Here is a 26,483-nt window from a genome sequence, read left to right on the forward strand (position 1 = left end):
TCAATTAACGAAACACCACTTCCGCCCAGCGTGCCAGCCCGGCGGTGACGGAGCCAAAGTCATCGCCGCCTGCAATCGGAATGCCCGGCAACTGTTCTGCCAGCGCTTTTTTAATCAGCGGCGATCGGGCGCTACCACCAGTCAGATAGATGACATCCGGTTTTTCCTGGGCGTTATCCAGCGCCAGTTGCACCTGTTCCAGAATTCGCGCCAGCGGCTGACTGAGGGCGTTTTCCAGCCCTTGCTGGCTAATCAGCGTAGCCAGTTCATCGCTGATAAACGGCAGTGAGGCGCGGGTTTCCGCTACGCTTGAAAGCGCAATTTTGCTCTCTTCCGCGCTGCGCACCAGGCGATAGCTTAAACGCTGACGCCAGACTTTCTGTAACAGGGCCACTTTTTCCGGTTCGCGGGCATCGCGTACCAGATCGTTAAGCAGACGACCGTTGGCACTACTGTAGAAATCACTCTGTGCAGGAACGTCGTTGATGGCAACCGCATTCCACCACGGCAGAATCGGCAGGGCGATGCCTTTTTCGGTTTCGCCACCCATACCCAGTAACGGCATCAGGTTTTTAAACGCCAGCGCGATATCCAGATCGTTACCACCAATACGGCAACCACTATGGCCCAGCAGGCTGGCTTTACGATCGAGACGCGAACGCCACTGCGGCCCCATCAGCAGCAATGAACAGTCAGTCGTACCACCACCAATATCCACCACCAGCACCCGTTTTTCTTCCTGCAAGGTGGCTTCGTAATCCAGCCCAGCAGCCACCGGCTCGTACTGGAATACCACGTCCTTAAACCCGGCACGCTTCGCTGCGCGCTCCAGAATCCCTTGTGCCTGGGCGTTTGCTTCATCGCCGCCCAGCCCCTGGAAGTTGATCGGGCGACCAATCACCGCCTGGGTAATCGCTTCTGGCAATTGCGCCTGCGCCTGTTGGCGAATGTGCAGCATCATTGCGCAGACCAGATCCTCAAACAGCGCTACCTGCTGCGGTTTTAAGCCGCTGGCACCGAGGAACGATTTTGGTGATTTCACAAACCACACTTCTTCTGGATCATCAATGTACTGTGCCAGTGAGGAAAGACCGAACTGCACGCTTTTCGCCGTAACATCGATATCTTCTTCGCGGTTATAACGAATCGCCCGACGCAGCAGCGCCTGCGTTTCATCGTCGTCTGCCGGAACATCATGATAGCGGTACAGCCATTCGCTTACCGCTTCACGCGTTGGCGCGCAAAGCATTGAAGGCAGCAGCGTGCTGTCGTTTTCCATTTTCAGTAATTGCGGCTTACCGTCGCGCATGACCGCCACTGAACAGTTTGCTGTACCGTAATCAAAACCAATAAACACGAAATAATCCCCATGCCGGTGAAGAAGGGGCGAGACTTTAGCGAAATGTTGCCGTCGCGACAACCGGAATATGAAAGCAAAGCGTAGCGTCTGAATAACGTTTATGCTGAAAGCGGATTAAAAAGGAGATGCGATGTATACCCTGAACTGGCAGCCGCCATATGACTGGTCGTGGATGTTGGGATTTCTCGCCGCCCGTGCGGTGAGCGGTGTGGAAACGGTTGCGGACGATTATTATGCCCGTAGTCTGGCGATGGGCGAATATCGCGGCGTGGTGACTGCTATTCCGGATATAGCCAGCCATACTCTGCACATAAATTTAAGTGCAGGTTTAGAACCTGTTGCCGCTGAGTGTCTGGCGAAAATGAGCCGCCTGTTTGATTTGCAATGTAACCCGCAGATTGTTAACGGTGCGTTGGGCAAGTTAGGCGCGGCGCGGCCCGGATTGCGTTTACCTGGTTGTGTTGATGCTTTTGAGCAGGGCGTGCGGGCGATTTTAGGCCAACTGGTGAGCGTGGCGATGGCGGCAAAATTGACCGCCAGAGTGGCACAGCTTTATGGCGAACGGTTGGATGATTTTCCGGATTATGTCTGCTTCCCCACGCCTCAGCGGCTGGCTGCAGCCGACCCGCAGGCATTAAAAGCGTTAGGTATGCCGTTGAAACGGGCGGAGGCGCTGATTCATCTGGCAAATGCGACGCTGGAGGGCACCTTACCAATGACAATACCGAGCGACGTAGAACAAGCGATGAAAACGCTGCAAACTTTTCCGGGTATCGGGCGCTGGACGGCGAATTATTTCGCCTTGCGCGGCTGGCAGGTGAAAGATGTTTTCCTGCCGGATGATTATCTGATTAAACAGCGATTTCCGGGAATGACACCGGCACAAATCCGCCGTTATGCCGAACGCTGGAAGCCCTGGCGTTCTTATGCGCTGTTGCATATCTGGTATACGGAAGGCTGGCAACCAGACGGAACGGACGAATTGGAGGCCTGATACGCCGCATCAGTCGATGGGGAAGCACGCCTTAGTTAATCGCGAAATAACTGCTATTCACCAGCAAATCCAGCGGTTGGGCATCGGCAATCACATCGCCATAAATCAGATCGACGCTGATGCCAGAAAGCGTATCCATCACCAGGGGTAAAACTACTGGCCCGGCGATGGTCTTCATCCCGAGCAGCTGAGCGTGCCCCTGAATGATCGTAATCAGCATCTCATCTATCAAATTTCCCTGCAGGTTGGCGCATAACTCACCATCAAGTAGCAGGTAATCTGCCATATTCGCTTTCAGCGAGTTGAAGATTTGCAGATCGCGGCCCACCTGACTGAATACGATCCGACATCCCGCCAGCCGCAGTTTTTGCACGCTTTCTGCGTGATCTAAAATCGCGTCTGCCGGAATAATCAGATGTAATAACCGTGGTGGTAGAGGGCTATTTTCCAGCAGCTCAATTAGTTCATTCACCAGCGTGGCGCTACTCAAACCGGCAACGGAAAGGGGGAGGGAGATGCTTAAGCCTTTACTGGCAATCGCTTTTGCGGCCTGCTGGAAAAAATCGTGGAATACCCGTCGGTCAAGAGCATGGCTAAGTGCCGGATCGCTGAAGCTACGACGAAATGTTTGTTCATCAATAATCTCGCCTTCGCAACTCCAGAGCTTAAGTGAAATCAGCCACAAATTACGCGCTTGCGGGATCCGCGGCGAAGCGACACCGTGGGCGATCATCATCAACTGATTCTCTTTAATCATCCGCCACTGTTCATCAAGCGACATCGCCGCCCGTTCGCTATGTGCGGCAACTTGCTGCGGTTCGTAAATCGTCACCCGGCCCCGTCCACCATTTTTGGAGGCATAACAGGCGATATCAGCCTGCGACATCACTTCAGCCGCCTGATGATTGTTGTCATCAATCAAGGTAATCCCTGCACTGGCACCTACCCGATGTACACGTCCTTCCCAGATAAAGTGATAGGCATTCACGGCGCTGATAATGCGTGTAGCGATAAAACACGCACTTTCGACATTACAATCTGGCAGCAGCAGACCAAATTCATCGCCACCGAGTCGCGCCAGCACGTCGCTGGAGCGCAGCATACTCAGCATCAATGACGCCAGTTCGCGCAGTAAAGCGTCGCCAGCGGCGTGCCCGGCGCTGTCATTCACCGCTTTAAAGCGATCAAGATCGATAAACACCAGTGCATGTCGCTGATGTGTACTGTTTACCGTTTGCAGCAGGATGCGTAGTTGCTTCTCAAAACTGGCGCGATTGGCGAGATGCGTCAGTGCATCATGGGAGGCGCTGTAGCTCAGCTGACGCAGCATTTTGCGCGATTCGGTGACGTCCTGAATCACCAGAACCGAACCAATATTGCTGCCGTCCAGAGTACTTAACGGCGTAATACTGTAATGCACGTCGTAGCTGCCGCCGCTTCGGCAGTGCAACACCACATCTTGTTCAATCGCGGAACGTGAGGTGTCGGCACTGTAAATGTTCTCCATTAATGGTCCGTTGTCGCCAAAAGTAATATGCAACACCGTCAGGAGCGGAACACCTAACGCTTCTTCCTGCGTCCAGCCGCTCATCTTCTCCGCCACCGGATTCATAAAGGTAATTTTCATTGCCATATCAATACAGACCACGGCTTCGCCGATGGAATCCAGCGTTATGTGCAGGCGCTCTTTTTCCTGAAACAATGCCTCGTTAAGCTGTTTCACTTCGGTCATATCCATATTAATGCCGAGCAGGCGTTCGACTTCGCCTTCTTTATTCAGTACCCGGTTAGCGAGGGCGCGGATATGGCGAATGCCGTCTTTCACGGTAATGCGAAATTCCAGTTTAAAGGGCGAGCGTGATTGCAACGAATCACGAATCACTTTTTCGGCGTGCTGGCGATCTTCCGGCAGCACGCACTCGTACCACACCTGCCAGTTCGGTTTGATATGCGGAGGAATTTCATACAGCTCGAACATCCGCTTATCCCAGCTAAAAATATTCGGCTTAAGCTCCCACTCCCAGATGCCAATCCCGCCCGCTTCGTTAGCCAGCGTGATGCGCTCCATCAGTTGCTGATTCACCTGTTCGGTGCGTTTTAGCTCGTTAATGTCTTCAATCTGAGCGATAAAATAGAGCGGCGTGCCATCCGTGTGGCGCACCAGTGAGACGGCAAGCAACGCCCAGACAACATCGCCATTGCGGTTGTAGTAGCGTTTTTCCATTGAATAGGTGTTTATTTCACCGCTGATCAGCTTTTCAACCTGTTGGAGATCTTTATTGAGATCCTCCGGCCAGGTCAGTTGCTGAAAGGTGAGTCCGCGCAGTTCTTCCTGACTGTAACTGAGAAACTGGCAGAGTGCTTTGTTGGATTGCAGCCATTGCCCCTCGGTGCCCACTAATGCCATGCCGATGGCGGAATATTCCATGGCGTTACGAAAACGGGTTTCGCTTTCGGAAATGTGTTTGCGTTCCGCACGAAAGGCATACATCACCATGGTCATGATGTTGGCGGGCAGCAGGATCAGCAAAAACGGTAGCCACGGCATATGGCTCATCAGGTATGTACGCGGCGTAGCAAGCAGGGAGGGATCCGCGGCCATCATCAGTGACACCATCATCACCGTGGTAAGGAAGATCAAAAAGGCTTCCATTCGTGGCAGGCGCACGGCGCTCCACATCAACAGCACAATAATGAAAGTAAAAGGCCACGGCAGATACAGCATCGAAAGCCAGCTTAACGTCAGTGTGATGGCTAACGTGAGCAGCGACTCAAAAAGCAACCGTGGGTTGCGATGGCGCAGCAGATAGTGTGGTTTAAATAACAATCCCAGTGGCACCAGTGCCAGTGCGCCGATGGATTCTGACAGTACCCATATCAAAAATGCCCTGAGAGGATCGTCTCCGGGCGTCAGCAGGATAACCAGAACACCCCCTAACAGAGGTGGAACAATGGCGCTGCCGAGTGCCAGACGCAGCCAGTCAGCCAGATTTTGCAATGGGTTATACCACGGCAGCAATTTACGCAGTAGCACTGCCCCGACCACGGCTTCAACAATATTGATGGTCGTCCAGGTCATGTTCAGCGAGCTGGTGGAAAAAAGCAGGATGGATGCGGCGATATTTCCCAGCGAGCAGCTCAGCGCAATCCCCGGCCACATGCGCCCGGCATGGCGATAAAACGCCACCATCATGATGGACGTCGGGAACCACAGTGGGGCGAGTTGGGTGCCAAACTGCGAAAGCTCAAGCGAGAAAAGGGTAAAGATAAACGAGACTAAACCTAAACTGACCAGGTGAAGCAGCGGGTGGGGCAGGGCAATTAATACATGCTGTGATTGTTTGCTCATTACCGCTTTATCCGCAAGACCAGGTCGCCAGTATTCGTTTCTGTGTTTATGCTAGTACAAAAGTTTTACATTTTATATGCGAATTGCTCATAAAGTGACGTAAAGGCGGATAATTTGCGCAACTGCGTATAACAATTTTTACCTTGTATAAAACTGATCAACGTAATTTGCCACCGGGAATTCTTCGTCAACAATTAACTCTGAGCGCGCGGCAACGCTATTCGACTGGTATCAGGCGGATGAAATCCCTATAATTGCCGCGTTTGGCGCTTCGTCGCCCCCTTCCTAACATCCAGGTTAATCAGGTCGCTAAATATATGACTGATCAGTCTCATCAGTGCGTCATTATCGGTATCGCTGGCGCATCGGCTTCCGGCAAGAGTCTTATTGCCAGTACCCTTTATCGTGAATTACGTGAGCAAGTCGGTGATGAACACATCGGCGTAATTCCCGAAGACTGCTATTACAAAGATCAAAGCCATCTGTCGATGGAAGAACGCGTTAAGACCAACTACGACCATCCCAGCGCGATGGATCACAGCCTGCTGCTTGAGCATTTACAAGCGTTGAAACGCGGCTCGGCAATTGACCTGCCGGTTTACAGCTATGTTGAACATACGCGTATGAAAGAAACGGTGACGGTTGAGCCGAAGAAGGTCATCATTCTCGAAGGCATTTTGTTGCTGACAGATGCGCGTTTGCGTGACGAACTTAACTTCTCCATTTTCGTTGATACCCCGCTGGATATCTGCCTGATGCGCCGCATCAAGCGTGACGTTAACGAGCGTGGGCGTTCAATGGATTCAGTGATGGCGCAATATCAAAAAACCGTGCGCCCGATGTTCCTGCAATTCATTGAGCCTTCTAAACAATATGCGGACATTATCGTGCCGCGCGGCGGGAAAAACCGCATCGCCATCGATATATTGAAAGCGAAAATAAGTCAGTTCTTTGAATAAGCTTGATAAATTGTGTACCGTTCAGTGATAACCTGGTATACCCTTGACGTAATTGTCGTTAAGGGAGTGATGCGCGAAAGGAGAAAATGCCATGCGTCTGTGTGACCGAGATATTGAAGCCTGGCTTGATGAAGGCCGTTTGTCGATCAACCCACGTCCGCCAGTGGAGCGTATTAACGGCGCGACGGTGGATGTGCGCCTGGGCAATAAATTTCGTACCTTCCGTGGTCACACGGCAGCGTTTATCGATCTGAGCGGTCCCAAAGATGAAGTGAGCGCCGCGCTTGACCGCGTGATGAGCGATGAGATCGTTCTCGATGAAAGCGAGGCGTTCTATCTTCACCCAGGAGAGCTGGCGTTGGCGGTGACGCTGGAGTCGGTGACGCTGCCAGCCGATCTGGTGGGCTGGCTGGACGGGCGTTCTTCACTGGCGCGTCTGGGGCTGATGGTGCACGTCACCGCGCACCGCATCGATCCGGGCTGGTCTGGCTGCATTGTGCTGGAGTTCTACAACTCCGGTAAGCTGCTGCTGGCGCTGCGTCCGGGCATGTTAATTGGTGCGCTGAGCTTTGAGCCGCTTTCCGGCCCGGCGGCGCGACCTTACAATCGCCGTGAAGATGCGAAATATCGCAACCAGCAGGGCGCGGTAGCCAGCCGAATCGATAAAGACTAATTCAGGCCCATTGAGGATACCATGAGACGATTTCTGACGACGCTGATGATACTCCTGGTCGTGCTGGTGGCCGGGTTATCTGCGTTAGTGTTGCTGGTGAATCCGAATGATTTCCGCGACTATATGGTCAAGCAAGTTGCTGCACGTAGCGGTTATCAATTGCAGCTCGACGGGCCACTGCGTTGGCACGTCTGGCCGCAGCTTAGTATCCTCTCCGGGCGAATGTCTCTCACTGCCCAGGGCGCGAGCCAGCCACTGGTTCGCGCAGACAACATGCGTCTGGACGTGGCGCTTTTACCACTACTGAGCCATCAACTGAGCGTTAAGCAGGTGATGCTAAAAGGGGCTGTGATCCAACTGACGCCGCAGACGGAAGCGGTGCGCAGTGAAGACGCTCCGGTTGCACCGCGCGACAATACCTTGCCGGATCTGTCAGACGATCGCGGATGGTCGTTTGATATATCCAGTCTTAAGATGGCGGACAGCGTGCTGGTGTTCCAGCATGAAGATGACGAGCAGGTGACAATCCGCAATATCCGCCTGCAAATGGAACAAGATCCCCAACATCGTGGCTCATTTGAGTTCTCCGGGCGGGTTAATCGCGATCAGCGCGACCTCACGATATCCCTTAACGGTACGGTAGATGCTTCTGATTATCCGCATGATTTAACGGCGGCTATTGAACAAATTAACTGGCAGTTGCAGGGTGCCGATTTACCAAAACAAGGTATTCAGGGGCAGGGGAGTTTCCAGGCCCAGTGGCAGGAGTCACATAAACGCCTTTCATTTAACCAAATTAGTTTGACCGCCAATGACAGTACGCTGAGCGGGCAAGCACAGGTCACGTTGACAGAGAAACCGGAATGGCAGCTGAGACTGCAATTCCCGCAACTGAATCTTGACAACCTCATCCCGCTTAAAGAAACAGCGAACGGTGAAAACGGTGCCGCGCAGCAAGGGCAGAGCCAATCCACGTTGCCGCGCCCGGTCATTTCTTCGCGTATTGATGAACCGGCCTATCAGGGATTGCATGGCTTTACGGCTGATATTTTGTTGCAGGCCAGTAACGTGCGCTGGCGCGGAATGAATTTTACAGACGTTGCCACGCAAATGACCAACAAGTCGGGTTTGCTGGAAATTACTCAACTGCAGGGCAAGCTTAACGGTGGACAGGTTTCGCTGCCGGGCACGCTGGACGCGACATCAATAAATCCGCGGATAAACTTCCAGCCACGGCTGGAAAACGTTGAGATTGGTACCATTCTGAAGGCGTTTAACTATCCGATTTCGTTGACCGGAAAGATGTCACTGGCTGGTGATTTCTCCGGTGCTGACATAGATGCCGACGCATTCCGCCATAACTGGCAAGGACAGGCACATGTCGAAATGACCGACACGCGCATGGAAGGGATGAACTTCCAGCAGATGATTCAGCAAGCGGTAGAACGTAATGGTGGTGATGTGAAGGCCGCTGAAAACTTCGATAACGTAACGCGTCTTGACCGCTTTACCACCGATTTGACGTTGAAGGATGGCGTCGTGACGTTAAACGACATGCAAGGTCAATCGCCAGTGCTGGCGCTGACAGGGGAAGGCATGTTGAATCTGGCAGATCAAACCTGCGACACCCAGTTTGATATTCGGGTCGTGGGTGGCTGGAACGGAGAAAGTAAACTGATTGATTTCCTCAAAGAAACGCCAGTACCGCTGCGGGTTTATGGCAACTGGCAGCAACTCAATTACAGCCTGCAAGTGGATCAGTTACTGCGCAAACATCTACAGGACGAAGCGAAACGTCGCCTGAATGACTGGGCCGAGCGGAATAAAGATTCCCGCAATGGCAAAGATGTGAAGAAGTTGCTGGAGAAGATGTAAGACAAGTTATGCAGATGGTGGCGTCAATTTGTCGCCATCTGTATTTATAGCACTAAGCAGCATGTGGATATTGAATTTCAATACGTTGAATATGCAATCCTGCATGAGCCATCATGGTGATCAATTTATCGATACTAAAGATCTGGATCTTACCTCTGGCAAGTTCAGATATGCGAGGTTGAGTGACCCCTAAAGCAGACGCTGCCTGAGCCTGGCTAAACCCTTGTTGTTCAATCCAGTTATTAATGATCGTTACAAGTTCGGCACGGATCCGCATATTTTCCGCTTGTTCAGGGGTGTCACTCACCGCATCCCACACACTATCAAAGGTTTCAATTTTCATTTTTCCGCTCCTGAACAAGTTCTTTATAGCGTCGTTTGGCTAAATCAACATCCGATTGACTGGTAGTCTGTGTTTTCTTTTGAAAACAATGCAATACGTAAACCGCTTCTTCAAATTTTGCGATATACATGACGCGATAGATCCCATCAGCATCGCGAGTACGAATCTCTCGCAGACCAGGGCCGATAGTTGAAAAAGGTTTCCAGTCGTATGGGTTTAACCCTTGTTGGATCCTGTCGAGTTGATAGCCAATTTCCTGTCGAGACGATTCTGGAAATGCGCGTAAATCGTCAAGACTGGTATCAAGAAAAGCCAGCTTTTTTCTCATTACTCCATTCTTAGATTATACTAAATTTTGTATAAATCAAATGCGCAGTTTGAACCTGCGCATTTGATGTTTTATCACACTTCGTACTCCATCTCGCCATCCTTACGTAGCGGAATAATTTGCACCTTCTGCACGCGATGGCTTTCCACCTGCAACGTTTTAAGCAAATAATCCCCCACCTGAACTTCTTCGCCAGGTTTTGGAATACGCTGCAAATATTCCATCAATAGCCCGGCAATGGTGTGATATTCACGTTTTTCATCCAGCGGCAGCGGCACATATTGCACCAGATCTTCCAGCGGCATATGACCATTCGCCGTCCAGGAACCGTCGGCATTCTTCTGAATATCATGGCGGGCGTCGATCTCTTCCACTTCATTCGGTAAGTTACCGGCAATGGTTTCTGTGACGTCACTTAATGTCACAATCCCTTCCACCGAGCCAAACTCATCCACTACAAAAGCAAAGTGTGTGCGGGCATTACGGAACTGCTCCAGGGCAGGTAACAACGGCAAGGTTTCCGGGAACACCAGCGGCTGGCGAATCAACACCCGCAGGTTGAGCGGTTCGCCGCGCAGTGACTGTTGTAACAGGTCGATAACGTGAACAACACCGAGCAAATCTTCCGCGTCATCGCCATCAGTAACCACCAGTCGCGTGTGCTGATTTCGCTCCAGCAACTGGCGGATTTCTTCTTCCGGCGCGTTGAGATCGATATGCTCAATATCGTGGCGCGACGTCATAATGCTGCTGACAGTACGCTGGTTAAGATTAAGTACCCGCTCAATCATCCGCCGTTCCTGCGGATTAAAGATCTGCTGGTTACCATGATCCACCAGCATGGACGCGGTTTCGGCGTCCAGTTCCGCATCTTCTTTTTGCCCGCTAAGCAGGCGCATTACCGCTTCGGTAGTCCGCTGGCGCAGCGTCTGGTTAGCGGAGAGAAAACGTCGCCGGTTAAAGATAGCCAACTGATTGAGTGCCTCGATCATCACCGAGAAACCAATAGCAGCGTACAGGTAGCCTTTCGGAATGACGAAGCCGAAACCTTCTGCCACCAGGCTAAAGCCAATCATCAACAGGAAACTTAAGCAGAGAATAACGATCGTCGGGTGACTGTTAACAAATTGCGTTAACGGCTTGCTTGCCATCAACATCAGGCTGATAGCGATAACCACGGCGGCCATCATGACCAGTAAATGGTCGACCATCCCGACGGCGGTAATCACCGAGTCGAGTGAGAAGATGGCGTCCAGTACCACAATTTGTGTCACCACCCCCCAGAACTTCGCACCTTTGCGTTGCGTGGGGTTATTGCTGTCTTTCCCTTCCAGCCGTTCGTTCAGCTCCATCGTGGCTTTGAACAGCAGGAAGAAACCACCAAACAGCATGATTAAATCGCGGGCGCTAAAGGTAAACGAGCGGAAGCTGAACAGCGGTTGAGTCAGGGTGACCAGCCAGGAGATTGACGCCAGCAGTAACAGGCGCATTAACATCGCCAGCAGCAGCCCGGTAACCCGTGCGCGGTCGCGCTGCTTCGGCGGTAGTTTTTCGGCGAGGATGGCAATAAAGACCAGGTTATCAATGCCGAGGACCAGTTCGATCACAATCAGCGTGATTAACCCGGCCCAGATAGACGGATCGGCAATCCATTCCATAGTAAGTACAAAACCTATTCGTTGTATGACAAATGTCACAATTCGATCATGGATAAATCGGGGCAAAAATGCAATGTTACAGCACTATTTATCTCATATTATTTGAGGGTTATAACCTCACATTATCCCCGAATTATAAGTGGTAATAATAAAACGTTATTTAAGAAATATCGCATGTGGAGACGCTATATTAAATATTGTCAACCTAAAGAAACTCCTAAAAACCATATTGAATGACACTTAATATAATTCTTAAAAATAGCCAATTGCCGAATTGTTACCTTGCCTGCTATTCCGTTAGCTGTAACACTTCCTCCTGCATTATTGGAGAGCCAATATTCAATTGCCATAATGTCACCTTATATTCGGAAATTAATTTCCGCAATAACCCTTTCTCATCAACGACTGTATGCAGAGAAGGTTTGAAAAATTAAGCTAAATCAGTGTATTGGTAGCTAAAAAGCCAGGGGCGGTAGCGTGTCTGGATGCCTGAAAGACCAGTCTGAATTATTCTGTCAATAGCCTGCGGATGAAATCAATTTTTTTAGGACTGATGCCAGTTAAATTTTTATTCAATTAACTGCAAGGTAAATGTGCATGGCGACATTGCTATTAATAGTGCACAGGATAATTACTCTGCCAAAGTGATAAATAAACAATGATGAAATCCAAAATGAAATTGATGCCATTATTGGTGTCAGTAACCTTGATAAGCGGTTGCACAGTACTTCCGGGCAGCAATATGTCGACGATGGGGAAAGACGTCATCAAACAGCAGGACGCTGATTTCGATCTCGACAAAATGGTGAATGTTTATCCGCTGACCCCGCGCCTGATTGATCAATTACGCCCACGCCCCAACGTAGCGCGCCCCAATATGACGCTGGAAAGCGAGATCGCGAATTACCAGTATCGCGTCGGGCCGGGGGACGTTCTTAATGTCACCGTCTGGGATCACCCGGAACTCACCACACCAGCCGGTCAGTACCGCAGCTCCAGCGACACCGGCAACTGGGTACAGCCTGACGGCACCATGTTCTACCCGTATATCGGCAAAGTTCACGTGGTGGGGAAAACGCTCGCTGAAATCCGCAGTGATATTACCGGGCGCTTAGCGACGTACATCGCTGACCCGCAGGTGGACGTTAATATCGCCGCCTTCCGCTCGCAAAAAGCGTATATCTCAGGTCAGGTGAATAAATCCGGTCAACAGGCCATCACCAACGTACCACTGACCATTCTTGATGCCATCAACGCCGCAGGTGGCCTGACCGACACCGCTGACTGGCGCAACGTGGTGCTAACACACAATGGTCGTGAAGAGCGCATTTCTTTGCAGGCGCTGATGCAAAACGGCGACCTCAATCAGAACCGACTGCTTTACCCCGGCGATATTCTCTACGTGCCGCGTAATGATGATCTGAAAGTGTTTGTGATGGGTGAAGTGAAGAAACAGAGCACCCTGAAAATGGACTTTAGCGGCATGACCCTGACTGAAGCCCTGGGTAATGCTGAAGGTATCGACATGACCACCTCCAACGCCAGCGGCATCTTTGTCATTCGTCCGTTGAAAGGCGAGGGCGGGCGTAACGGCAAGATTGCCAATATCTACCAGCTGGATATGTCCGATGCCACGTCGCTGGTGATGGCGACAGAATTCCGCCTGCAACCTTATGACGTGGTGTATGTCACCACCGCACCGGTATCCCGCTGGAACCGTCTGATCAATCAGTTGCTGCCAACTATTAGCGGTGTCCGTTACATGACGGATACAGCCAGCGACATTCATAACTGGTAATCGTCATGTTTAACAACATCTTAGTTGTCTGTGTCGGCAATATTTGCCGTTCCCCGACGGCGGAACGCTTACTGCAACGTTATCACCCGGAGCTGAAAGTGGAGTCCGCTGGACTCGGCGCGCTGGTCGGTAAGGGCGCTGACCCTACTGCTATCAGCGTCGCCGCAGAACATCAACTGTCTCTGGAAGGTCACTGTGCACGGCAAATCAGCCGTCGCCTGTGTCGCAACTACGACCTGATTTTGACCATGGAAAAGCGCCATATCGAACGCTTATGCGAGATGGCACCTGAGATGCGCGGCAAAGTGATGCTGTTTGGTCACTGGGATAACGAATGTGAAATCCCCGATCCGTATCGCAAAAGCCGGGAAACGTTTGCAGCGGTGTACACATTACTTGAACGGTCTGCCCGCCAGTGGGCGCAGGCATTGAACGCAGAGCAGGTATAAGAATGACAGAAAAAGTAAAACAACATGCCGCTCCGGTAACGGGCAGTGATGAAATCGATATTGGTCGCCTGGTCGGCACCGTCATTGAAGCGCGCTGGTGGGTAATTGGCATCACCGCCGTATTTGCCCTCTGTGCCGTGGTTTACACCTTCTTCGCCACGCCGATTTATAGTGCCGACGCACTGGTACAAATCGAGCAAAACAGCGGCAATTCGTTAGTGCAGGACATTGGTTCGGCATTAGCCAACAAACCGCCAGCATCGGACGCCGAGATCCAGTTGATTCGTTCGCGTCTGGTGCTTGGTAAAACGGTGGACGATCTCGACCTCGATATTGCAGTGAGCAAAAACACGTTCCCGATTTTCGGTGCGGGCTGGGATCGCCTGATGGGACGCCAGAACGAGACGGTAAAAGTGACCACCTTTAACCGCCCGAAAGAGATGGCGGATCAGGTGTTTACGCTTAATGTGCTGGACGATAAAAACTACACTCTGAGCAGCGATGGCGGCTTTAGCGCTCGTGGGCAAGCGGGCCAGATGCTGAAAAAAGAAGGCGTCACGCTGATGGTTGAAGCCATTCACGCCAGCCCGGGCAGTGAGTTTACCGTCACCAAATACTCCACGCTGGGGATGATCAACCAACTGCAAAACAGCCTGACGGTAACGGAGAACGGCAAAGACGCAGGCGTACTGAGCCTGACTTATACCGGTGAAGATCGCGAACAGATCCGCGACATTCTTAACAGCATCGCCCGTAACTATCAGGAACAAAATATTGAGCGCAAATCGGCGGAAGCGTCGAAAAGCCTCGCTTTCCTCGCGCAACAGTTACCGGAAGTACGTAGCCGCCTTGATGTTGCCGAAAACAAACTGAATGCCTTCCGTCAGGATAAAGATTCTGTTGATCTGCCGCTGGAAGCGAAAGCGGTGCTTGATTCAATGGTGAACATCGACGCGCAGTTGAACGAACTGACCTTTAAAGAGGCGGAAATCTCCAAGCTGTACACCAAAGTTCACCCGGCGTACCGCACGCTGCTGGAGAAACGGCAGGCGCTGGAAGACGAAAAAGCCAAACTTAACGGTCGCGTAACGGCGATGCCGAAAACCCAGCAGGAAATTGTCCGTCTGACCCGCGATGTCGAGTCTGGTCAGCAGGTCTATATGCAACTGCTGAATAAAGAGCAGGAGCTGAAAATCACCGAAGCCAGCACCGTCGGCGATGTGCGCATTGTTGACCCGGCAATCACCCAGCCTGGCGTGCTAAAACCGAAGAAAGGGCTGATTATCCTCGGCGCGATTATCCTTGGCCTGATGCTCTCTATCGTGGGTGTGCTGCTGCGCTCGTTGTTTAATCGCGGCATCGAAAGCCCGCAGGTGCTGGAAGAACATGGCATCAGCGTCTATGCCAGCATCCCGCTGTCGGAATGGCAGAAAGCGCGCGATAGCGTTAAAACCATCAAAGGGGTTAAACGCCATAAACAAAGCCAGCTACTGGCAGTGGGGAATCCAACCGATCTGGCGATTGAAGCCATCCGCAGTCTGCGTACCAGTCTGCACTTCGCGATGATGCAGGCGCAGAACAATGTGTTGATGATGACCGGGGTTAGCCCGTCAATCGGTAAAACCTTTGTCTGCGCTAACCTGGCGGCGGTGATCAGTCAGACCAATAAACGGGTGTTGTTGATCGACTGCGATATGCGCAAAGGCTACACCCACGAGCTGTTGGGCACCAATAACGTCAATGGCCTGTCGGAAATTTTGATTGGTCAGGGCGATATTACTACCGCTGCTAAACCGACCTCTATTGCCAAATTTGATCTGATCCCGCGCGGTCAGGTGCCGCCAAATCCTTCTGAACTGTTGATGAGCGAACGCTTTGCCGAACTGGTGAACTGGGCGAGTAAAAACTACGACCTGGTGTTGATTGATACGCCGCCGATTCTGGCAGTGACCGATGCGGCAATTGTTGGTCGTCATGTCGGAACCACGTTAATGGTGGCGCGTTATGCGGTCAACACATTGAAAGAAGTGGAAACCAGTCTGAGCCGCTTTGAGCAAAACGGTATTCCGGTGAAAGGGGTGATTCTGAACTCCATCTTCCGCCGCGCCAGCGCGTATCAGGATTATGGCTATTACGAATACGAATATAAGTCGGATGCGAAATAACGAGATCCGTTGTCGGATGCGATGCTGACGCATCTTATCCGACCTACGTTCACGCCGCATCCGGCAACAGAACCCGTAAACAAGCTTATAAACCGGCAGAACATCTCGACACTCCGGGAGAACAACCTATGAAAGACAATCCGCTGATCTCAATCTATATGCCGACCTGGAACCGCCAACAACTGGCGATTCGGGCGATAAAATCGGTCCTGCGCCAGGACTACAACAACTGGGAGATGATTATCGTGGATGATTGCTCCACCTCCTGGGAACAACTACAACAGTACGTCACCGCCCTCAACGATCCGCGTATCACTTACATTCACAACGACATTAACAGCGGGGCGTGCGCGGTACGTAACCAGGCGATTATGCTGGCGCAAGGGGAATACATCACCGGGATCGATGATGATGATGAATGGACACCCAACCGCCTGAGCGTCTTCCTCGCCCATAAACAGCAACTGGTCACTCACGCCTTTTTGTACGCTAACGACTACGTTTGCCAGGGCGAAGTCTATTCCCAACCGGCAAGCTTGCCGCTGTATCCCAAATCGCCGTATTCACGCCGCCTGTTCTACAAACGCAATATCATTGGCAATCAGGTCTTTACCTGGGCGTGGCGTTTCAAAGAGTGCTTGTTCGATACCAAACTGAAAGCGGCACAGGATTACGACATCTTCCTGCGGATGGTGGTGGAGTACGGCGAACCGTGGAAAGTGGAAGAGGCGACGCAGATCCTGCATATCAATCACGGCGAAATGCAGATCACCTCGTCACCGAAAAAATTCTCCGGATACTTCCACTTTTACCGCAAGCACAAAGACAAATTCGACCGCGCCAGCAAAAAATATCAGCTCTTTACCCTCTACCAGATCCGCAATAAACGCATGACCTGGCGCACCTTGTTGACGCTGCTGTCGGTACGTAACGGCAAACGTCTGGCTGATGGTATTCGGGGGCGCTAAAGATGCTGGAAGATCTGCGTGCCAACAGCTGGAGTTTACGCCCGTGCTGCATGGTTCTTGCCTATCGCGCCGCTCATTTTTGTTCGGTGTGGCGCAAAAAGAACGTCCTCAACAATCTGTGGGCGGCCCCGCTGCTGGTGCTGTATCGCATTATCACCGAATGCTTTTTCGGTTATGAAATCCAGGCCGCCGCGACCATTGGCCGCCGCTTTACTATCCATCACGGTTACGCCGTAGTGATCAATAAAAACGTGGTAGCGGGGGATGATTTCACCATTCGCCACGGCGTCACTATCGGCAATCGTGGTGCCGATAACATGGCATGTCCACACATTGGCAACGGCGTCGAACTCGGTGCCAACGTCATTATTCTTGGTGATATCACGCTTGGTAACAACGTCACCGTGGGCGCGGGCAGCGTGGTGCTCGACTCTGTCCCGGACAACGCGCTGGTGGTGGGAGAAAAAGCGCGAGTGAAGGTAATTAAATGAATATTCTGCAATTTAATGTGCGACTGGCGGAAGGCGGGGCCGCAGGTGTGGCGTTAGATCTCCACCAGCGTGCGCTGCAACAGGGGCTGGCGTCACATTTTGTCTACGGCTACGGCAAAGGCGGCAAAGAGAGCGTCAGCCATCAAAACTATCCGCAGGTCATCAAACATACGCCGCGGATGACCGCGATGGCGAACATTGCGTTGTTTCGTCTGCTTAATCGCGATCTGTTCGGCAATTTCAATGAGTTATATCGCACCATTACTCGCACACCGGGCCCGGTGGTTCTGCATTTTCATGTGCTGCACAGCTACTGGTTGAATCTTAAGAGCGTGGTGCGCTTTTGTGAAAAAGTGAAAAACCATAAACCGGATGTCACTCTGGTCTGGACACTGCACGACCACTGGAGCGTTACCGGACGCTGCGCCTTTACCGACGGTTGCGAAGGCTGGAAAACGGGCTGCCAGAAATGCCCGACCTTAAATAATTATCCGCCGGTGAAGATTGATCGCGCACACCAACTGGTGGCGGGCAAACGGCAGTTATTTCGCGAGATGCTGGCGCTGGGCTGTCAGTTTATTTCTCCCAGCCAGCATGTGGCTGATGCTTTCAATAGTCTGTACGGTCCAGGGCGTTGCCGGATTATCAATAATGGCATTGATATGGCAACCGAAGCGATTCTGGCGGATCTGCCTCCGGTGCGCGAAACCCAGGGCAAGCCGAAAATCGCAGTGGTGGCGCATGATCTGCGTTACGACGGCAAAACTAACCAGCAACTGGTGCGCGAGATGATGGCGCTGAGCGACAAAATCGAACTGCATACTTTCGGTAAGTTCTCGCCGTTCACCGCTGGTAACGTTGTTAATCACGGCTTTGAAACTGACAAGCGCAAGTTAATGAGCGTGCTCAATCAGATGGATGCGCTGGTGTTCAGTTCTCGCGTCGATAACTACCCGCTGATTTTGTGTGAGGCGTTATCGATTGGCGTGCCGGTGATCGCCACCCATAGCGATGCGGCGCGGGAAGTGCTGCAAAAATCCGGTGGTAAAACCGTCAGCGAAGAAGAGGTGCTGCAACTGGTGCAGTTAAGCAAACCGGAAATCGCACAGGCGATATTTGGTACCACGCTGGCTGAATTCAGCCAGCGCAGCCGCGCCGCCTACAGTGGACAACAGATGCTGGAGGAGTATGTCAACTTCTATCAGAATCTGTAGCTACCTGCTGCTGCCGCTGATCTACCTGCTGGTTAACGTCAAAATCGCCCAGCTTGGCGAAAGTTTCCCCATCACCATCGTCACTTTTTTACCTGTCTTGTTACTGCTGTTTTTAGAGCGCATCAGCGTTAAAAAATTGATGATTGCCTTAGGGATTGGCGCGGGGCTCACGGCGTTTAACTACCTGTTTGGTCAGTCGCTGGATGCCAGTAAATACGTCACTTCAACCATGCTGTTTGTCTATATTGTGATCATTATTGGCATGGTGTGGAGTATTCGCTTTAAAACGATTTCGCCACACAACCATCGCAAGATATTACGTTTCTTTTATCTGGTGGTAGGGTTGGTGGTGGTGCTGGCGGCGGTGGAGATGGCGCAAATTATCCTCACCGGCGGTAGCAGTATTATGGAGTCGATTTCGAAATATCTGATTTACAGCAACAGCTATGTGCTGAATTTCATTAAATTCGGCGGCAAGCGCACGACAGCACTTTATTTCGAACCGGCATTTTTCGCTCTGGCATTAATCTCAATTTGGCTCAGCATCAAACAGTTTGGTATCAAAACGCCTAAAACCGATGCTATGATTCTCGCAGGGATAATATTATCCGGATCGTTTTCAGGGGTTATGACCTTTATCCTTTTTTATTTGCTGGAGTGGGCATTTCAATATCTGAATAAAGAGGCGATTAAGAAAAAGTTACCGTTAGCATTGATTTCTCTGGCTGTATTCCTGGTTGGTGTGGTAATCGCGTTCCCTTATATTTCCACCCGTCTGGGCGATTTAGGTACAGAAGGATCGTCATCGTATTATCGTATTGTCGGTCCGCTGGTGATGGTCGGTTATTCTTTAACCCATATTGACGGTGTAGTCAGATTTGGCTCACTTTATGAATATGTCGCATCATTCGGAATATTTAACGGTGCGGATGTCGGAAAAACCATAGACAATGGTTTGTATCTGCTGATTATTTATTTTTCCTGGTTCGCGGTGCTTTTATCACTGTGGTACATGGGGAAAGTGATAAAAATGATGATCAACGCTTTTGGTGATAACCGCAATTTTCGCGTGCAATTATATCTTTTTACTCCGGTATCGCTGTTTTTTACCGGTTCGATATTTAGCCCGGAATATGCATTTTTAATCGTCTGTCCGTTTATTTTGCGAAAAGCGTTAAATATTACGAGGTAAGAATAAGAACATGTTGCTTAGCATAATCACTGTCGCGTTTCGTAACCTCGCAGGGATAGTCAAAACACATGCCTCGCTGGCGCATCTGGCGCAGGCGGACGTTATCAGCTTCGAATGGATTGTTGTTGATGGCGGTTCCAACGACGGCACCCGTGAGTATCTGGAAAATCTCAATGGTATCTATAACCTACGCTTTGTCAGCGAACCAGATAACGGTATCTACGACGCCATGAACAAAGGTATTGAAATGGCGCAAGGCAAGTTCGCGCTGTTTCTCAATTCAGGCGATATTTTTCATCAGGATGCCGCAAATTTTGTCCGTAAGTTAAAAGTGCAAAAAGATAACATGATGATCACCGGCGATGCGCTGCTGGATTTTGGCGACGGGCATAAAATTAAACGTAGCGCCAAACCGGGCTGGTATATTTATCACAGCCTGCCCGCCAGTCATCAGGCGATATTTTTTCCGGTATCCGGCTTGAAAAAATGGCGTTATGACCTGGAATATAAAGTTTCTTCCGATTACGCTCTGGCAGCCAAAATGTATAAAGCTGGTTATGCATTTAGAAAACTCAATGGCCTGGTGTCTGAATTTTCTATGGGTGGGGTATCAACCACCAATAATATGGAATTATGTGCTGACGCCAAAAAAGTCCAACGGCAGATATTACATGTGCCTGGCTTCTGGGCAGAATTATCCTGGCATTTACGCCAGCGTACTACCTCAAAGACGAAAGCCTTATATAACAAAAGCTGAATATAAGGGAAAACGATGCAGGATTTAAGTGGGTTCTCGGTGCCGAAAGGGTTCCGGGGCAGCAATGCTATTAAAGTGCAATTATGGTGGGCGGTACAGGCAACAATATTTTCCTGGTCTCCACAAGTATTGTATCGCTGGCGGGCATTTTTATTACGTTTATTCGGCGCAAAAATAGGAAAAAACGTAGTTATTCGTCCGTCAGTAAAAATTACCTATCCGTGGAAATTAACGTTAGGTGATTACGCGTGGGTCGGCGATGACGTCAATTTATATACCCTCGGTGAAATAACCATTGGCGCACATTCGGTGATATCGCAAAAAAGTTATTTATGCACCGGGAGCCACGACCATGCAAGTCAACATTTCACCATTAACGCCACGCCTGTTGTGATTGGCGAGAAATGCTGGCTGGCAACCGATGTCTTTGTTGCCCCTGGCGTCACGATCGGCGACGGCACCGTCGTGGGTGCGCGAAGCAGTGTTTTTAAATCGCTTCCGGCAAATGTGGTTTGCCGGGGGAATCCCGCAGTGGTGATACGCGAACGCGTTGAAACTGAATAAATTCAAAAAATACAGAGGAATAAGACATGTCAAAAGTCGCTCTCATCACCGGTGTAACCGGACAAGACGGTTCTTACCTGGCAGAGTTTCTGCTGGAAAAAGGTTACGAGGTGCATGGTATTAAGCGTCGTGCATCGTCATTCAACACCGAGCGCGTGGATCACATTTATCAGGATCCGCACACCTGCAACCCGAAATTCCATCTGCATTATGGCGACCTGAGTGATACCTCCAACCTGACGCGCATTTTGCGTGAAGTGCAGCCGGATGAAGTGTACAACCTGGGGGCAATGAGCCACGTTGCGGTTTCTTTTGAGTCACCGGAATATACCGCAGACGTTGATGCGATGGGTACGCTGCGCCTGCTCGAGGCGATCCGCTTCCTCGGTCTGGAAAAGAAAACCCGTTTCTATCAGGCTTCCACCTCTGAACTGTACGGTCTGGTGCAGGAAATTCCGCAGAAAGAAACCACGCCGTTCTACCCGCGATCTCCGTATGCGGTCGCCAAACTGTACGCCTACTGGATCACCGTTAACTACCGCGAATCCTACGGCATGTACGCCTGCAACGGTATTCTCTTCAACCATGAATCCCCGCGCCGTGGCGAAACCTTCGTTACCCGCAAAATCACCCGCGCAATCGCCAATATCGCCCAGGGGCTGGAGTCGTGCCTGTATCTCGGCAATATGGATTCCCTGCGTGACTGGGGCCACGCCAAAGACTACGTAAAAATGCAGTGGATGATGCTGCAACAGGAACAACCGGAAGATTTCGTTATTGCCACCGGCGTTCAGTACTCCGTACGTCAGTTCGTGGAAATGGCGGCGGCACAGCTGGGCATCAAACTGCGCTTTGAAGGCACGGGCGTTGAAGAGAAGGGCATTGTGGTTTCCGTCACCGGGCATGATGCACCAGGCGTTAAACCGGGTGATGTGATTATCGCCGTTGACCCGCGCTACTTCCGTCCTGCTGAAGTAGAAACACTGCTCGGCGACCCGACCAAAGCGCACGAAAAACTGGGCTGGAAACCGGAAATCACCCTCAGAGAGATGGTGTCTGAAATGGTGGCTAATGACCTCGAAGCGGCGAAAAAACACTCTCTGCTGAAATCTCACGGCTACGACGTGGCGATCGCGCTGGAGTCATAAGCATGAGTAAACAACGCATTTTTATTGCTGGCCATCGCGGGATGGTCGGTTCCGCCATCAGGCGGCAGCTCGAACAGCGCGGTGATGTAGAGCTGGTATTACGCACCCGCGATGAACTGAACCTGCTGGACAGCCGCGCCGTGCATGATTTCTTTGCCAGCGAACGTATTGACCAGGTCTATCTGGCGGCGGCGAAAGTGGGCGGCATTGTTGCCAACAACACGTATCCGGCGGATTTCATCTATCAGAACATGATGATTGAGAGCAACATCATTCACGCCGCGCATCAGAACGACGTGAACAAACTGCTGTTTCTCGGATCGTCCTGTATCTACCCGAAACTGGCAAAACAGCCGATGGCAGAAAGCGAGTTATTGCAGGGTACGCTGGAGCCGACTAACGAGCCTTATGCTATTGCCAAAATCGCCGGGATCAAACTGTGCGAATCTTACAACCGCCAGTATGGACGCGATTACCGCTCGGTCATGCCGACCAACCTGTATGGCCCGCATGACAACTTCCACCCGAGTAATTCGCATGTGATCCCTGCATTGCTGCGTCGCTTCCACGAGGCGACGGCACAGAATGCACCGGACGTGGTGGTGTGGGGCAGCGGTACACCGATGCGCGAATTTCTGCACGTCGATGATATGGCGGCGGCGAGCATTCATGTGATGGAGCTGGCGCACGAAGTCTGGCTGGAGAACACCCAACCGATGCTGTCGCACATTAACGTCGGCACGGGCGTTGACTGCACTATCCGCGAGCTGGCGCAAACCATCGCCAAAGTGGTGGGTTACAAAGGTCGGGTGGTTTTTGATGCCAGTAAACCGGATGGTACGCCGCGCAAACTGCTGGATGTGACGCGCCTGCATCAGCTTGGCTGGTATCACGAAATCTCACTGGAAGCGGGGCTTGCCAGCACTTACCAGTGGTTCCTTGAGAATCAAGACCGCTTTCGGGGGTAATGATGTTTTTACGTCAGGAAGACTTTGCCACGGTAGTGCGCTCCACACCGCTTGTCTCTCTCGACTTTATTGTCGAGAACAGTCGCGGCGAGTTTCTGCTTGGCAAAAGAACCAACCGCCCGGCGCAGGGTTACTGGTTTGTGCCGGGAGGGCGCGTGCAGAAAGACGAAACGCTGGAAGCCGCATTTGAGCGGCTGACGCTTGCGGAACTGGGGTTGCGTCTGCCGATAACAGCAGGCCAGTTTTACGGTGTCTGGCAGCACTTTTATGACGATAACTTCTCCGGCTCGGATTTTACCACTCACTATGTGGTGCTCGGTTTTCGCATCAGAGTAGCGGAAGAAGAGCTGTTACTGCCGGATGAGCAGCATGACGATTACCGCTGGCTGACGCCGGACGCGTTGCTCGCCAGTGACAATGTTCACGCTAACAGCCGCGCCTATTTTCTCGCTGAGAAGCGTGCCGGAGTACCCGGATTATGAAAATACTGGTCTACGGCATTAACTACTCGCCGGAGTTAACCGGCATCGGCAAGTACACCGGCGAGATGGTGGAATGGCTGGCGGCACAAGGTCATGAGGTGCGGGTTATTACCGCACCGCCTTACTACCCGCAATGGCAGGTGGGCGAGAACTATTCCGCCTGGCGGTACAAACGAGAAGAGGGGGCCGCCACGGTGTGGCGCTGCCCGCTGTACGTACCAAAACAGCCGAGCACCCTGAAACGCCTGTTGCATCTCGGCAGTTTTGCCGCCAGCAGTTTCTTTCCGCTGATGGCGCAACGTCGCTGGAAGCCGGATCGCATTATCGGCGTGGTGCCAACGCTGTTTTGCACGCCGGGAATGCGCCTGCTTGCGAAACTGTCTGGTGCGCGCACGGTGCTACATATTCAGGATTACGAAGTGGACGCCATGCTGGGGCTGGGCCTTGCCGGAAAAAGTAAAGGCGGCAAAGTGGCACAGCTGGCGACGGCGTTCGAACGTAGCGGACTGCATAACGTCGATAACGTCTCCACGATTTCGCGCTCGATGATGAATAAAGCTATCGAAAAAGGCGTGGCGGCGGAAAACGTCATCTTCTTCCCCAACTGGTCGGAAATCGCCCGTTTTCAACATGTTGCAGACGCCGATGTTGACGCCCTTCGTAACCAGCTTGGCCTGCCGGATAACAAAAAAATCATTCTTTACTCCGGCAATATTGGTGAAAAGCAGGGGCTGGAAAACGTTATTGAAGCTGCCGATCGCCTGCGCGATGAACCGCTTATTTTTGCCATTGTCGGGCAGGGCGGCGGCAAAGCGCGGCTGGAAAAAATGGCGCAGCAGCGTGGACTGCGCAACATGCAATTTTTTCCGCTGCAATCGTATGACGCTTTACCCGCACTGCTGAAGATGGGCGATTGCCATCTGGTAGTGCAAAAACGCGGCGCGGCAGATGCCGTATTACCGTCGAAACTGACCAATATTCTGGCAGTAGGCGGTAACGCGGTGATTACCGCAGAAGCCCACACAGAACTGGGGCAGCTTTGCGAAACCTTTCCGGGCATTGCGGTTTGCGTAGAGCCGGAATCGGTCGAGGCGCTGGTGGCGGGGATCCGTCAGGCGCTCCTGCTGCCCAAACACAACACGGTGGCACGTGAATATGCCGAACGCACGCTCGATAAAGAGAACGTGTTACGTCAATTTATAAATGATATTCGGGGATAATTATGGCGCAGTCGAAACTCTATCCAGTTGTGATGGCAGGTGGCTCCGGTAGCCGCTTATGGCCGCTTTCCCGCGTACTTTACCCCAAGCAGTTTTTATGCCTGAAAGGCGATCTCACCATGCTGCAAACCACCATCTGCCGCCTGAACGGCGTGGAGTGCGAAAGCCCGGTGGTGATTTGCAATGAGCAGCACCGCTTTATTGTCGCGGAACAGCTGCGTCAACTGAACAAACTCACCGAGAACATTATTCTCGAACCGGCAGGGCGTAACACTGCACCGGCCATTGCGCTGGCGGCGCTGGCGGCAAAACGTCATAGCCCGGAGAACGACCCATTAATGCTGGTGCTGGCGGCGGATCATGTGATTGCCGATGAAGACGCGTTCCGTGCCGCCGTGCGTAATGCCATGCCGTATGCCGAAGCGGGCAAGCTGGTGACCTTCGGCATTGTGCCGGATCTACCTGAAACCGGATATGGCTATATTCGTCGCGGTGAAGTGTCGGCGGGTGAGCAGGATGCGGTGGCCTTTGAAGTGGCGCAGTTTGTCGAAAAACCGAATCTGGAAACCGCCCAGGCCTATGTGGCAAGCGGCGAATATTACTGGAACAGCGGTATGTTCCTGTTCCGCGCCGGACGCTATCTCGAAGAACTGGAAAAATATCGCCCGGATATTCTCGACGCCTGCGAAAAAGCGATGAGCGCCGTCGATCCGGATCTCGATTTTATTCGTGTGGATGAAGAGGCGTTTCTTGCCTGCCCGGAAGAGTCGGTGGATTACGCGGTTATGGAACGTACGGCAGATGCCGTTGTGGTGCCGATGGATGCGGGCTGGAGCGATGTCGGTTCCTGGTCTTCATTATGGGAGATCAGCGCCCACACCGCCGAGGGCAACGTTTGCCACGGCGATGTGATTAATCACAAAACTGAAAACAGCTATGTGTATGCCGAATCTGGCCTGGTCACCACCGTCGGGGTGAAAGATTTGGTGGTAGTGCAGACCAAAGATGCAGTGCTGATTGCCGACCGTAATGCGGTGCAGGATGTGAAAAAAGTGGTCGAGCAGATCAAAGCCGATGGTCGCCATGAGCATCGGGTGCATCGCGAAGTGTATCGTCCGTGGGGCAAATATGACTCTATCGACGCGGGCGACCGCTACCAGGTGAAACGCATCACCGTGAAACCGGGCGAAGGCTTGTCGGTACAGATGCATCATCACCGCGCGGAACACTGGGTGGTTGTCGCAGGAACGGCAAAAGTCACTATTGACGGTGATATCAAACTGCTTGGTGAAAACGAGTCCATTTATATTCCGCTGGGGGCGACGCACTGCCTGGAAAACCCGGGGAAAATTCCGCTCGATTTAATTGAAGTGCGCTCCGGCTCTTATCTCGAAGAGGATGATGTGGTGCGCTTCGCGGATCGCTACGGACGGGTGTAAACCTCGCATCAGGCGCTGTTTGTCGGATGCGGCGTGAACGCCTTATCCGACCTACGGTTCGGGTTTGTAGGCCTGATAAGACGCGGCAG

The 26,483-nt window shown here is 51.9% G+C and carries 24 protein-coding genes; 18 read left to right on the plus strand and 6 right to left on the minus strand.

Going from position 1 to position 26,483, the window contains the following annotated elements; genetic code table 11:
• Positions 1 to 4: 4 nt before the first annotated feature.
• Positions 5 to 1,357, minus strand: coding sequence for a molecular chaperone (gene yegD, locus ACJHX7_RS11295; protein WP_094029851.1), 1,353 nt, complete (start codon positions 1,355 to 1,357; stop codon positions 5 to 7).
• A gap of 133 nt (positions 1,358 to 1,490) precedes the next feature.
• On the opposite strand from yegD, the gene alkA reads away from it, so the two are divergent.
• Complete coding sequence (gene alkA, locus ACJHX7_RS11300) at positions 1,491 to 2,354, plus strand: DNA-3-methyladenine glycosylase 2 (protein ID WP_094029852.1); 864 nt, start codon at positions 1,491 to 1,493, stop codon at positions 2,352 to 2,354.
• Between the two features lie 31 nt (positions 2,355 to 2,385).
• Here the strand turns inward: alkA and ACJHX7_RS11305 are convergent, their stop codons facing one another.
• On the minus strand, positions 2,386 to 5,703 hold the full coding sequence (locus ACJHX7_RS11305; protein ID WP_410231598.1) for a diguanylate cyclase: 3,318 nt from the start codon (positions 5,701 to 5,703) through the stop codon (positions 2,386 to 2,388).
• Positions 5,704 to 6,020: 317 nt separating this feature from the next.
• Here ACJHX7_RS11305 and udk point away from each other — a divergent pair, with 317 nt between their 5' ends.
• From udk to asmA, 3 genes are all read left to right on the plus strand, one after another.
• Positions 6,021 to 6,662, plus strand: coding sequence for a uridine kinase (udk, locus tag ACJHX7_RS11310; RefSeq protein WP_001295424.1), 642 nt, complete (start codon positions 6,021 to 6,023; stop codon positions 6,660 to 6,662).
• A 91-nt stretch (positions 6,663 to 6,753) separates the two neighbouring features.
• The gene (gene dcd, locus ACJHX7_RS11315) at positions 6,754 to 7,335 is read left to right on the plus strand and encodes a dCTP deaminase (protein ID WP_410231599.1); all 582 of its coding nucleotides are present in this window, start codon (positions 6,754 to 6,756) and stop codon (positions 7,333 to 7,335) included.
• A gap of 21 nt (positions 7,336 to 7,356) precedes the next feature.
• Positions 7,357 to 9,210, plus strand: coding sequence for an outer membrane assembly protein AsmA (gene asmA, locus ACJHX7_RS11320; protein WP_094029854.1), 1,854 nt, complete (start codon positions 7,357 to 7,359; stop codon positions 9,208 to 9,210).
• Between the two features lie 52 nt (positions 9,211 to 9,262).
• Here the strand turns inward: asmA and ACJHX7_RS11325 are convergent, their stop codons facing one another.
• From ACJHX7_RS11325 to ACJHX7_RS11340, 4 genes are all read right to left on the minus strand, one after another.
• Positions 9,263 to 9,553 carry a helix-turn-helix domain-containing protein gene (locus ACJHX7_RS11325; protein ID WP_000687871.1) on the minus strand — a complete coding sequence of 97 codons (291 nt, stop codon included), beginning with the start codon at positions 9,551 to 9,553 and terminating at the stop codon, positions 9,263 to 9,265.
• Complete coding sequence (locus ACJHX7_RS11330; protein WP_001227698.1) at positions 9,543 to 9,881, minus strand: type II toxin-antitoxin system RelE/ParE family toxin; 339 nt, start codon at positions 9,879 to 9,881, stop codon at positions 9,543 to 9,545. Before ACJHX7_RS11330 ends, ACJHX7_RS11325 begins: the two co-directional genes overlap by 11 nt.
• 74 nt (positions 9,882 to 9,955) lie before the next feature.
• Positions 9,956 to 11,539, minus strand: a complete 1,584-nt coding sequence (locus ACJHX7_RS11335; protein WP_000454701.1) for a TerC family protein — start codon at positions 11,537 to 11,539, stop codon at positions 9,956 to 9,958.
• 200 nt (positions 11,540 to 11,739) lie between these two features.
• Positions 11,740 to 11,889, minus strand: coding sequence for a hypothetical protein (locus ACJHX7_RS11340; protein ID WP_157908349.1), 150 nt, complete (start codon positions 11,887 to 11,889; stop codon positions 11,740 to 11,742).
• 308 nt (positions 11,890 to 12,197) lie between these two features.
• Between ACJHX7_RS11340 and wza the strand changes: the two genes are divergently transcribed.
• From wza to cpsB, 14 genes are all read left to right on the plus strand, one after another.
• Positions 12,198 to 13,337: a polysaccharide export protein Wza gene (gene wza / locus ACJHX7_RS11345; protein ID WP_000978094.1), complete on the plus strand. Its 1,140-nt coding sequence runs from the start codon at positions 12,198 to 12,200 to the stop codon at positions 13,335 to 13,337.
• Positions 13,338 to 13,342: 5 nt separating this feature from the next.
• Positions 13,343 to 13,786: a low molecular weight protein-tyrosine-phosphatase Wzb gene (wzb, locus tag ACJHX7_RS11350; RefSeq protein ID WP_000482901.1), complete on the plus strand. Its 444-nt coding sequence runs from the start codon at positions 13,343 to 13,345 to the stop codon at positions 13,784 to 13,786.
• Between the two features lie 2 nt (positions 13,787 to 13,788).
• Positions 13,789 to 15,951, plus strand: coding sequence for a tyrosine-protein kinase Wzc (wzc, locus tag ACJHX7_RS11355; RefSeq protein ID WP_094029855.1), 2,163 nt, complete (start codon positions 13,789 to 13,791; stop codon positions 15,949 to 15,951).
• A 128-nt stretch (positions 15,952 to 16,079) separates the two neighbouring features.
• Entirely contained in the window at positions 16,080 to 16,919 is an 840-nt protein-coding gene (gene wcaA / locus ACJHX7_RS11360; RefSeq protein ID WP_000654489.1) for a colanic acid biosynthesis glycosyltransferase WcaA, read from the plus strand.
• A gap of 2 nt (positions 16,920 to 16,921) precedes the next feature.
• On the plus strand, positions 16,922 to 17,410 hold the full coding sequence (wcaB, locus tag ACJHX7_RS11365; RefSeq protein ID WP_000888714.1) for a colanic acid biosynthesis acetyltransferase WcaB: 489 nt from the start codon (positions 16,922 to 16,924) through the stop codon (positions 17,408 to 17,410).
• The gene (wcaC, locus tag ACJHX7_RS11370) at positions 17,407 to 18,624 is read left to right on the plus strand and encodes a colanic acid biosynthesis glycosyltransferase WcaC (protein ID WP_033559127.1); all 1,218 of its coding nucleotides are present in this window, start codon (positions 17,407 to 17,409) and stop codon (positions 18,622 to 18,624) included. The genes wcaB and wcaC overlap by 4 nt, the downstream gene beginning before the upstream one ends.
• Positions 18,599 to 19,816, plus strand: coding sequence for a colanic acid polymerase WcaD (gene wcaD, locus ACJHX7_RS11375; RefSeq protein WP_000107834.1), 1,218 nt, complete (start codon positions 18,599 to 18,601; stop codon positions 19,814 to 19,816). The genes wcaC and wcaD overlap by 26 nt, the downstream gene beginning before the upstream one ends.
• Positions 19,817 to 19,826: 10 nt before the next feature.
• Positions 19,827 to 20,573, plus strand: a complete 747-nt coding sequence (wcaE, locus tag ACJHX7_RS11380) for a colanic acid biosynthesis glycosyltransferase WcaE (protein ID WP_033559130.1) — start codon at positions 19,827 to 19,829, stop codon at positions 20,571 to 20,573.
• A gap of 15 nt (positions 20,574 to 20,588) precedes the next feature.
• Positions 20,589 to 21,137, plus strand: coding sequence for a colanic acid biosynthesis acetyltransferase WcaF (wcaF, locus tag ACJHX7_RS11385; protein WP_094029857.1), 549 nt, complete (start codon positions 20,589 to 20,591; stop codon positions 21,135 to 21,137).
• Between the two features lie 26 nt (positions 21,138 to 21,163).
• Entirely contained in the window at positions 21,164 to 22,285 is a 1,122-nt protein-coding gene (gene gmd / locus ACJHX7_RS11390) for a GDP-mannose 4,6-dehydratase (protein WP_000048190.1), read from the plus strand.
• A 2-nt stretch (positions 22,286 to 22,287) separates the two neighbouring features.
• The gene (gene fcl, locus ACJHX7_RS11395; protein ID WP_000043606.1) at positions 22,288 to 23,253 is read left to right on the plus strand and encodes a GDP-L-fucose synthase; all 966 of its coding nucleotides are present in this window, start codon (positions 22,288 to 22,290) and stop codon (positions 23,251 to 23,253) included.
• Positions 23,254 to 23,255: 2 nt separating this feature from the next.
• A complete protein-coding gene (gmm, locus tag ACJHX7_RS11400) occupies positions 23,256 to 23,735 on the plus strand; it encodes a GDP-mannose mannosyl hydrolase (RefSeq protein WP_014639637.1) in 480 nt (159 codons plus the stop codon).
• The gene (gene wcaI, locus ACJHX7_RS11405) at positions 23,732 to 24,955 is read left to right on the plus strand and encodes a colanic acid biosynthesis fucosyltransferase WcaI (protein WP_000699685.1); all 1,224 of its coding nucleotides are present in this window, start codon (positions 23,732 to 23,734) and stop codon (positions 24,953 to 24,955) included. Before gmm ends, wcaI begins: the two co-directional genes overlap by 4 nt.
• Positions 24,956 to 24,957: 2 nt before the next feature.
• Entirely contained in the window at positions 24,958 to 26,394 is a 1,437-nt protein-coding gene (gene cpsB / locus ACJHX7_RS11410; RefSeq protein ID WP_094029858.1) for a mannose-1-phosphate guanyltransferase, read from the plus strand.
• The last annotated feature ends 89 nt before the right edge of the window (positions 26,395 to 26,483 follow it).

It is taken from the genome of Escherichia sp. WS1451 (assembly GCF_046487365.1).
GTDB lineage: Bacteria > Pseudomonadota > Gammaproteobacteria > Enterobacterales > Enterobacteriaceae > Escherichia > Escherichia coli.

Bases quoted from the DNA above. Each gene is read 5' to 3' on its own strand.
- alkA (WP_094029852.1), top strand. From the start codon at position 1,491: ATGTATACCCTGAACTGGCAGCCGCCATATGACTGGTCGTGGATGTTG.
- ACJHX7_RS11305 (WP_410231598.1), bottom strand. From the start codon at position 5,703: ATGAGCAAACAATCACAGCATGTATTAATTGCCCTGCCCCACCCGCTG.
- udk (WP_001295424.1), top strand. From the start codon at position 6,021: ATGACTGATCAGTCTCATCAGTGCGTCATTATCGGTATCGCTGGCGCA.
- dcd (WP_410231599.1), top strand. From the start codon at position 6,754: ATGCGTCTGTGTGACCGAGATATTGAAGCCTGGCTTGATGAAGGCCGT.
- asmA (WP_094029854.1), top strand. From the start codon at position 7,357: ATGAGACGATTTCTGACGACGCTGATGATACTCCTGGTCGTGCTGGTG.
- ACJHX7_RS11325 (WP_000687871.1), bottom strand. From the start codon at position 9,553: ATGAAAATTGAAACCTTTGATAGTGTGTGGGATGCGGTGAGTGACACC.
- ACJHX7_RS11330 (WP_001227698.1), bottom strand. From the start codon at position 9,881: ATGAGAAAAAAGCTGGCTTTTCTTGATACCAGTCTTGACGATTTACGC.
- ACJHX7_RS11335 (WP_000454701.1), bottom strand. From the start codon at position 11,539: ATGGAATGGATTGCCGATCCGTCTATCTGGGCCGGGTTAATCACGCTG.
- ACJHX7_RS11340 (WP_157908349.1), bottom strand. From the start codon at position 11,889: ATGGCAATTGAATATTGGCTCTCCAATAATGCAGGAGGAAGTGTTACA.
- wza (WP_000978094.1), top strand. From the start codon at position 12,198: ATGATGAAATCCAAAATGAAATTGATGCCATTATTGGTGTCAGTAACC.
- wzb (WP_000482901.1), top strand. From the start codon at position 13,343: ATGTTTAACAACATCTTAGTTGTCTGTGTCGGCAATATTTGCCGTTCC.
- wzc (WP_094029855.1), top strand. From the start codon at position 13,789: ATGACAGAAAAAGTAAAACAACATGCCGCTCCGGTAACGGGCAGTGAT.
- wcaA (WP_000654489.1), top strand. From the start codon at position 16,080: ATGAAAGACAATCCGCTGATCTCAATCTATATGCCGACCTGGAACCGC.
- wcaB (WP_000888714.1), top strand. From the start codon at position 16,922: ATGCTGGAAGATCTGCGTGCCAACAGCTGGAGTTTACGCCCGTGCTGC.
- wcaC (WP_033559127.1), top strand. From the start codon at position 17,407: ATGAATATTCTGCAATTTAATGTGCGACTGGCGGAAGGCGGGGCCGCA.
- wcaD (WP_000107834.1), top strand. From the start codon at position 18,599: ATGTCAACTTCTATCAGAATCTGTAGCTACCTGCTGCTGCCGCTGATC.
- wcaE (WP_033559130.1), top strand. From the start codon at position 19,827: ATGTTGCTTAGCATAATCACTGTCGCGTTTCGTAACCTCGCAGGGATA.
- wcaF (WP_094029857.1), top strand. From the start codon at position 20,589: ATGCAGGATTTAAGTGGGTTCTCGGTGCCGAAAGGGTTCCGGGGCAGC.
- gmd (WP_000048190.1), top strand. From the start codon at position 21,164: ATGTCAAAAGTCGCTCTCATCACCGGTGTAACCGGACAAGACGGTTCT.
- fcl (WP_000043606.1), top strand. From the start codon at position 22,288: ATGAGTAAACAACGCATTTTTATTGCTGGCCATCGCGGGATGGTCGGT.
- gmm (WP_014639637.1), top strand. From the start codon at position 23,256: ATGTTTTTACGTCAGGAAGACTTTGCCACGGTAGTGCGCTCCACACCG.
- wcaI (WP_000699685.1), top strand. From the start codon at position 23,732: ATGAAAATACTGGTCTACGGCATTAACTACTCGCCGGAGTTAACCGGC.
- cpsB (WP_094029858.1), top strand. From the start codon at position 24,958: ATGGCGCAGTCGAAACTCTATCCAGTTGTGATGGCAGGTGGCTCCGGT.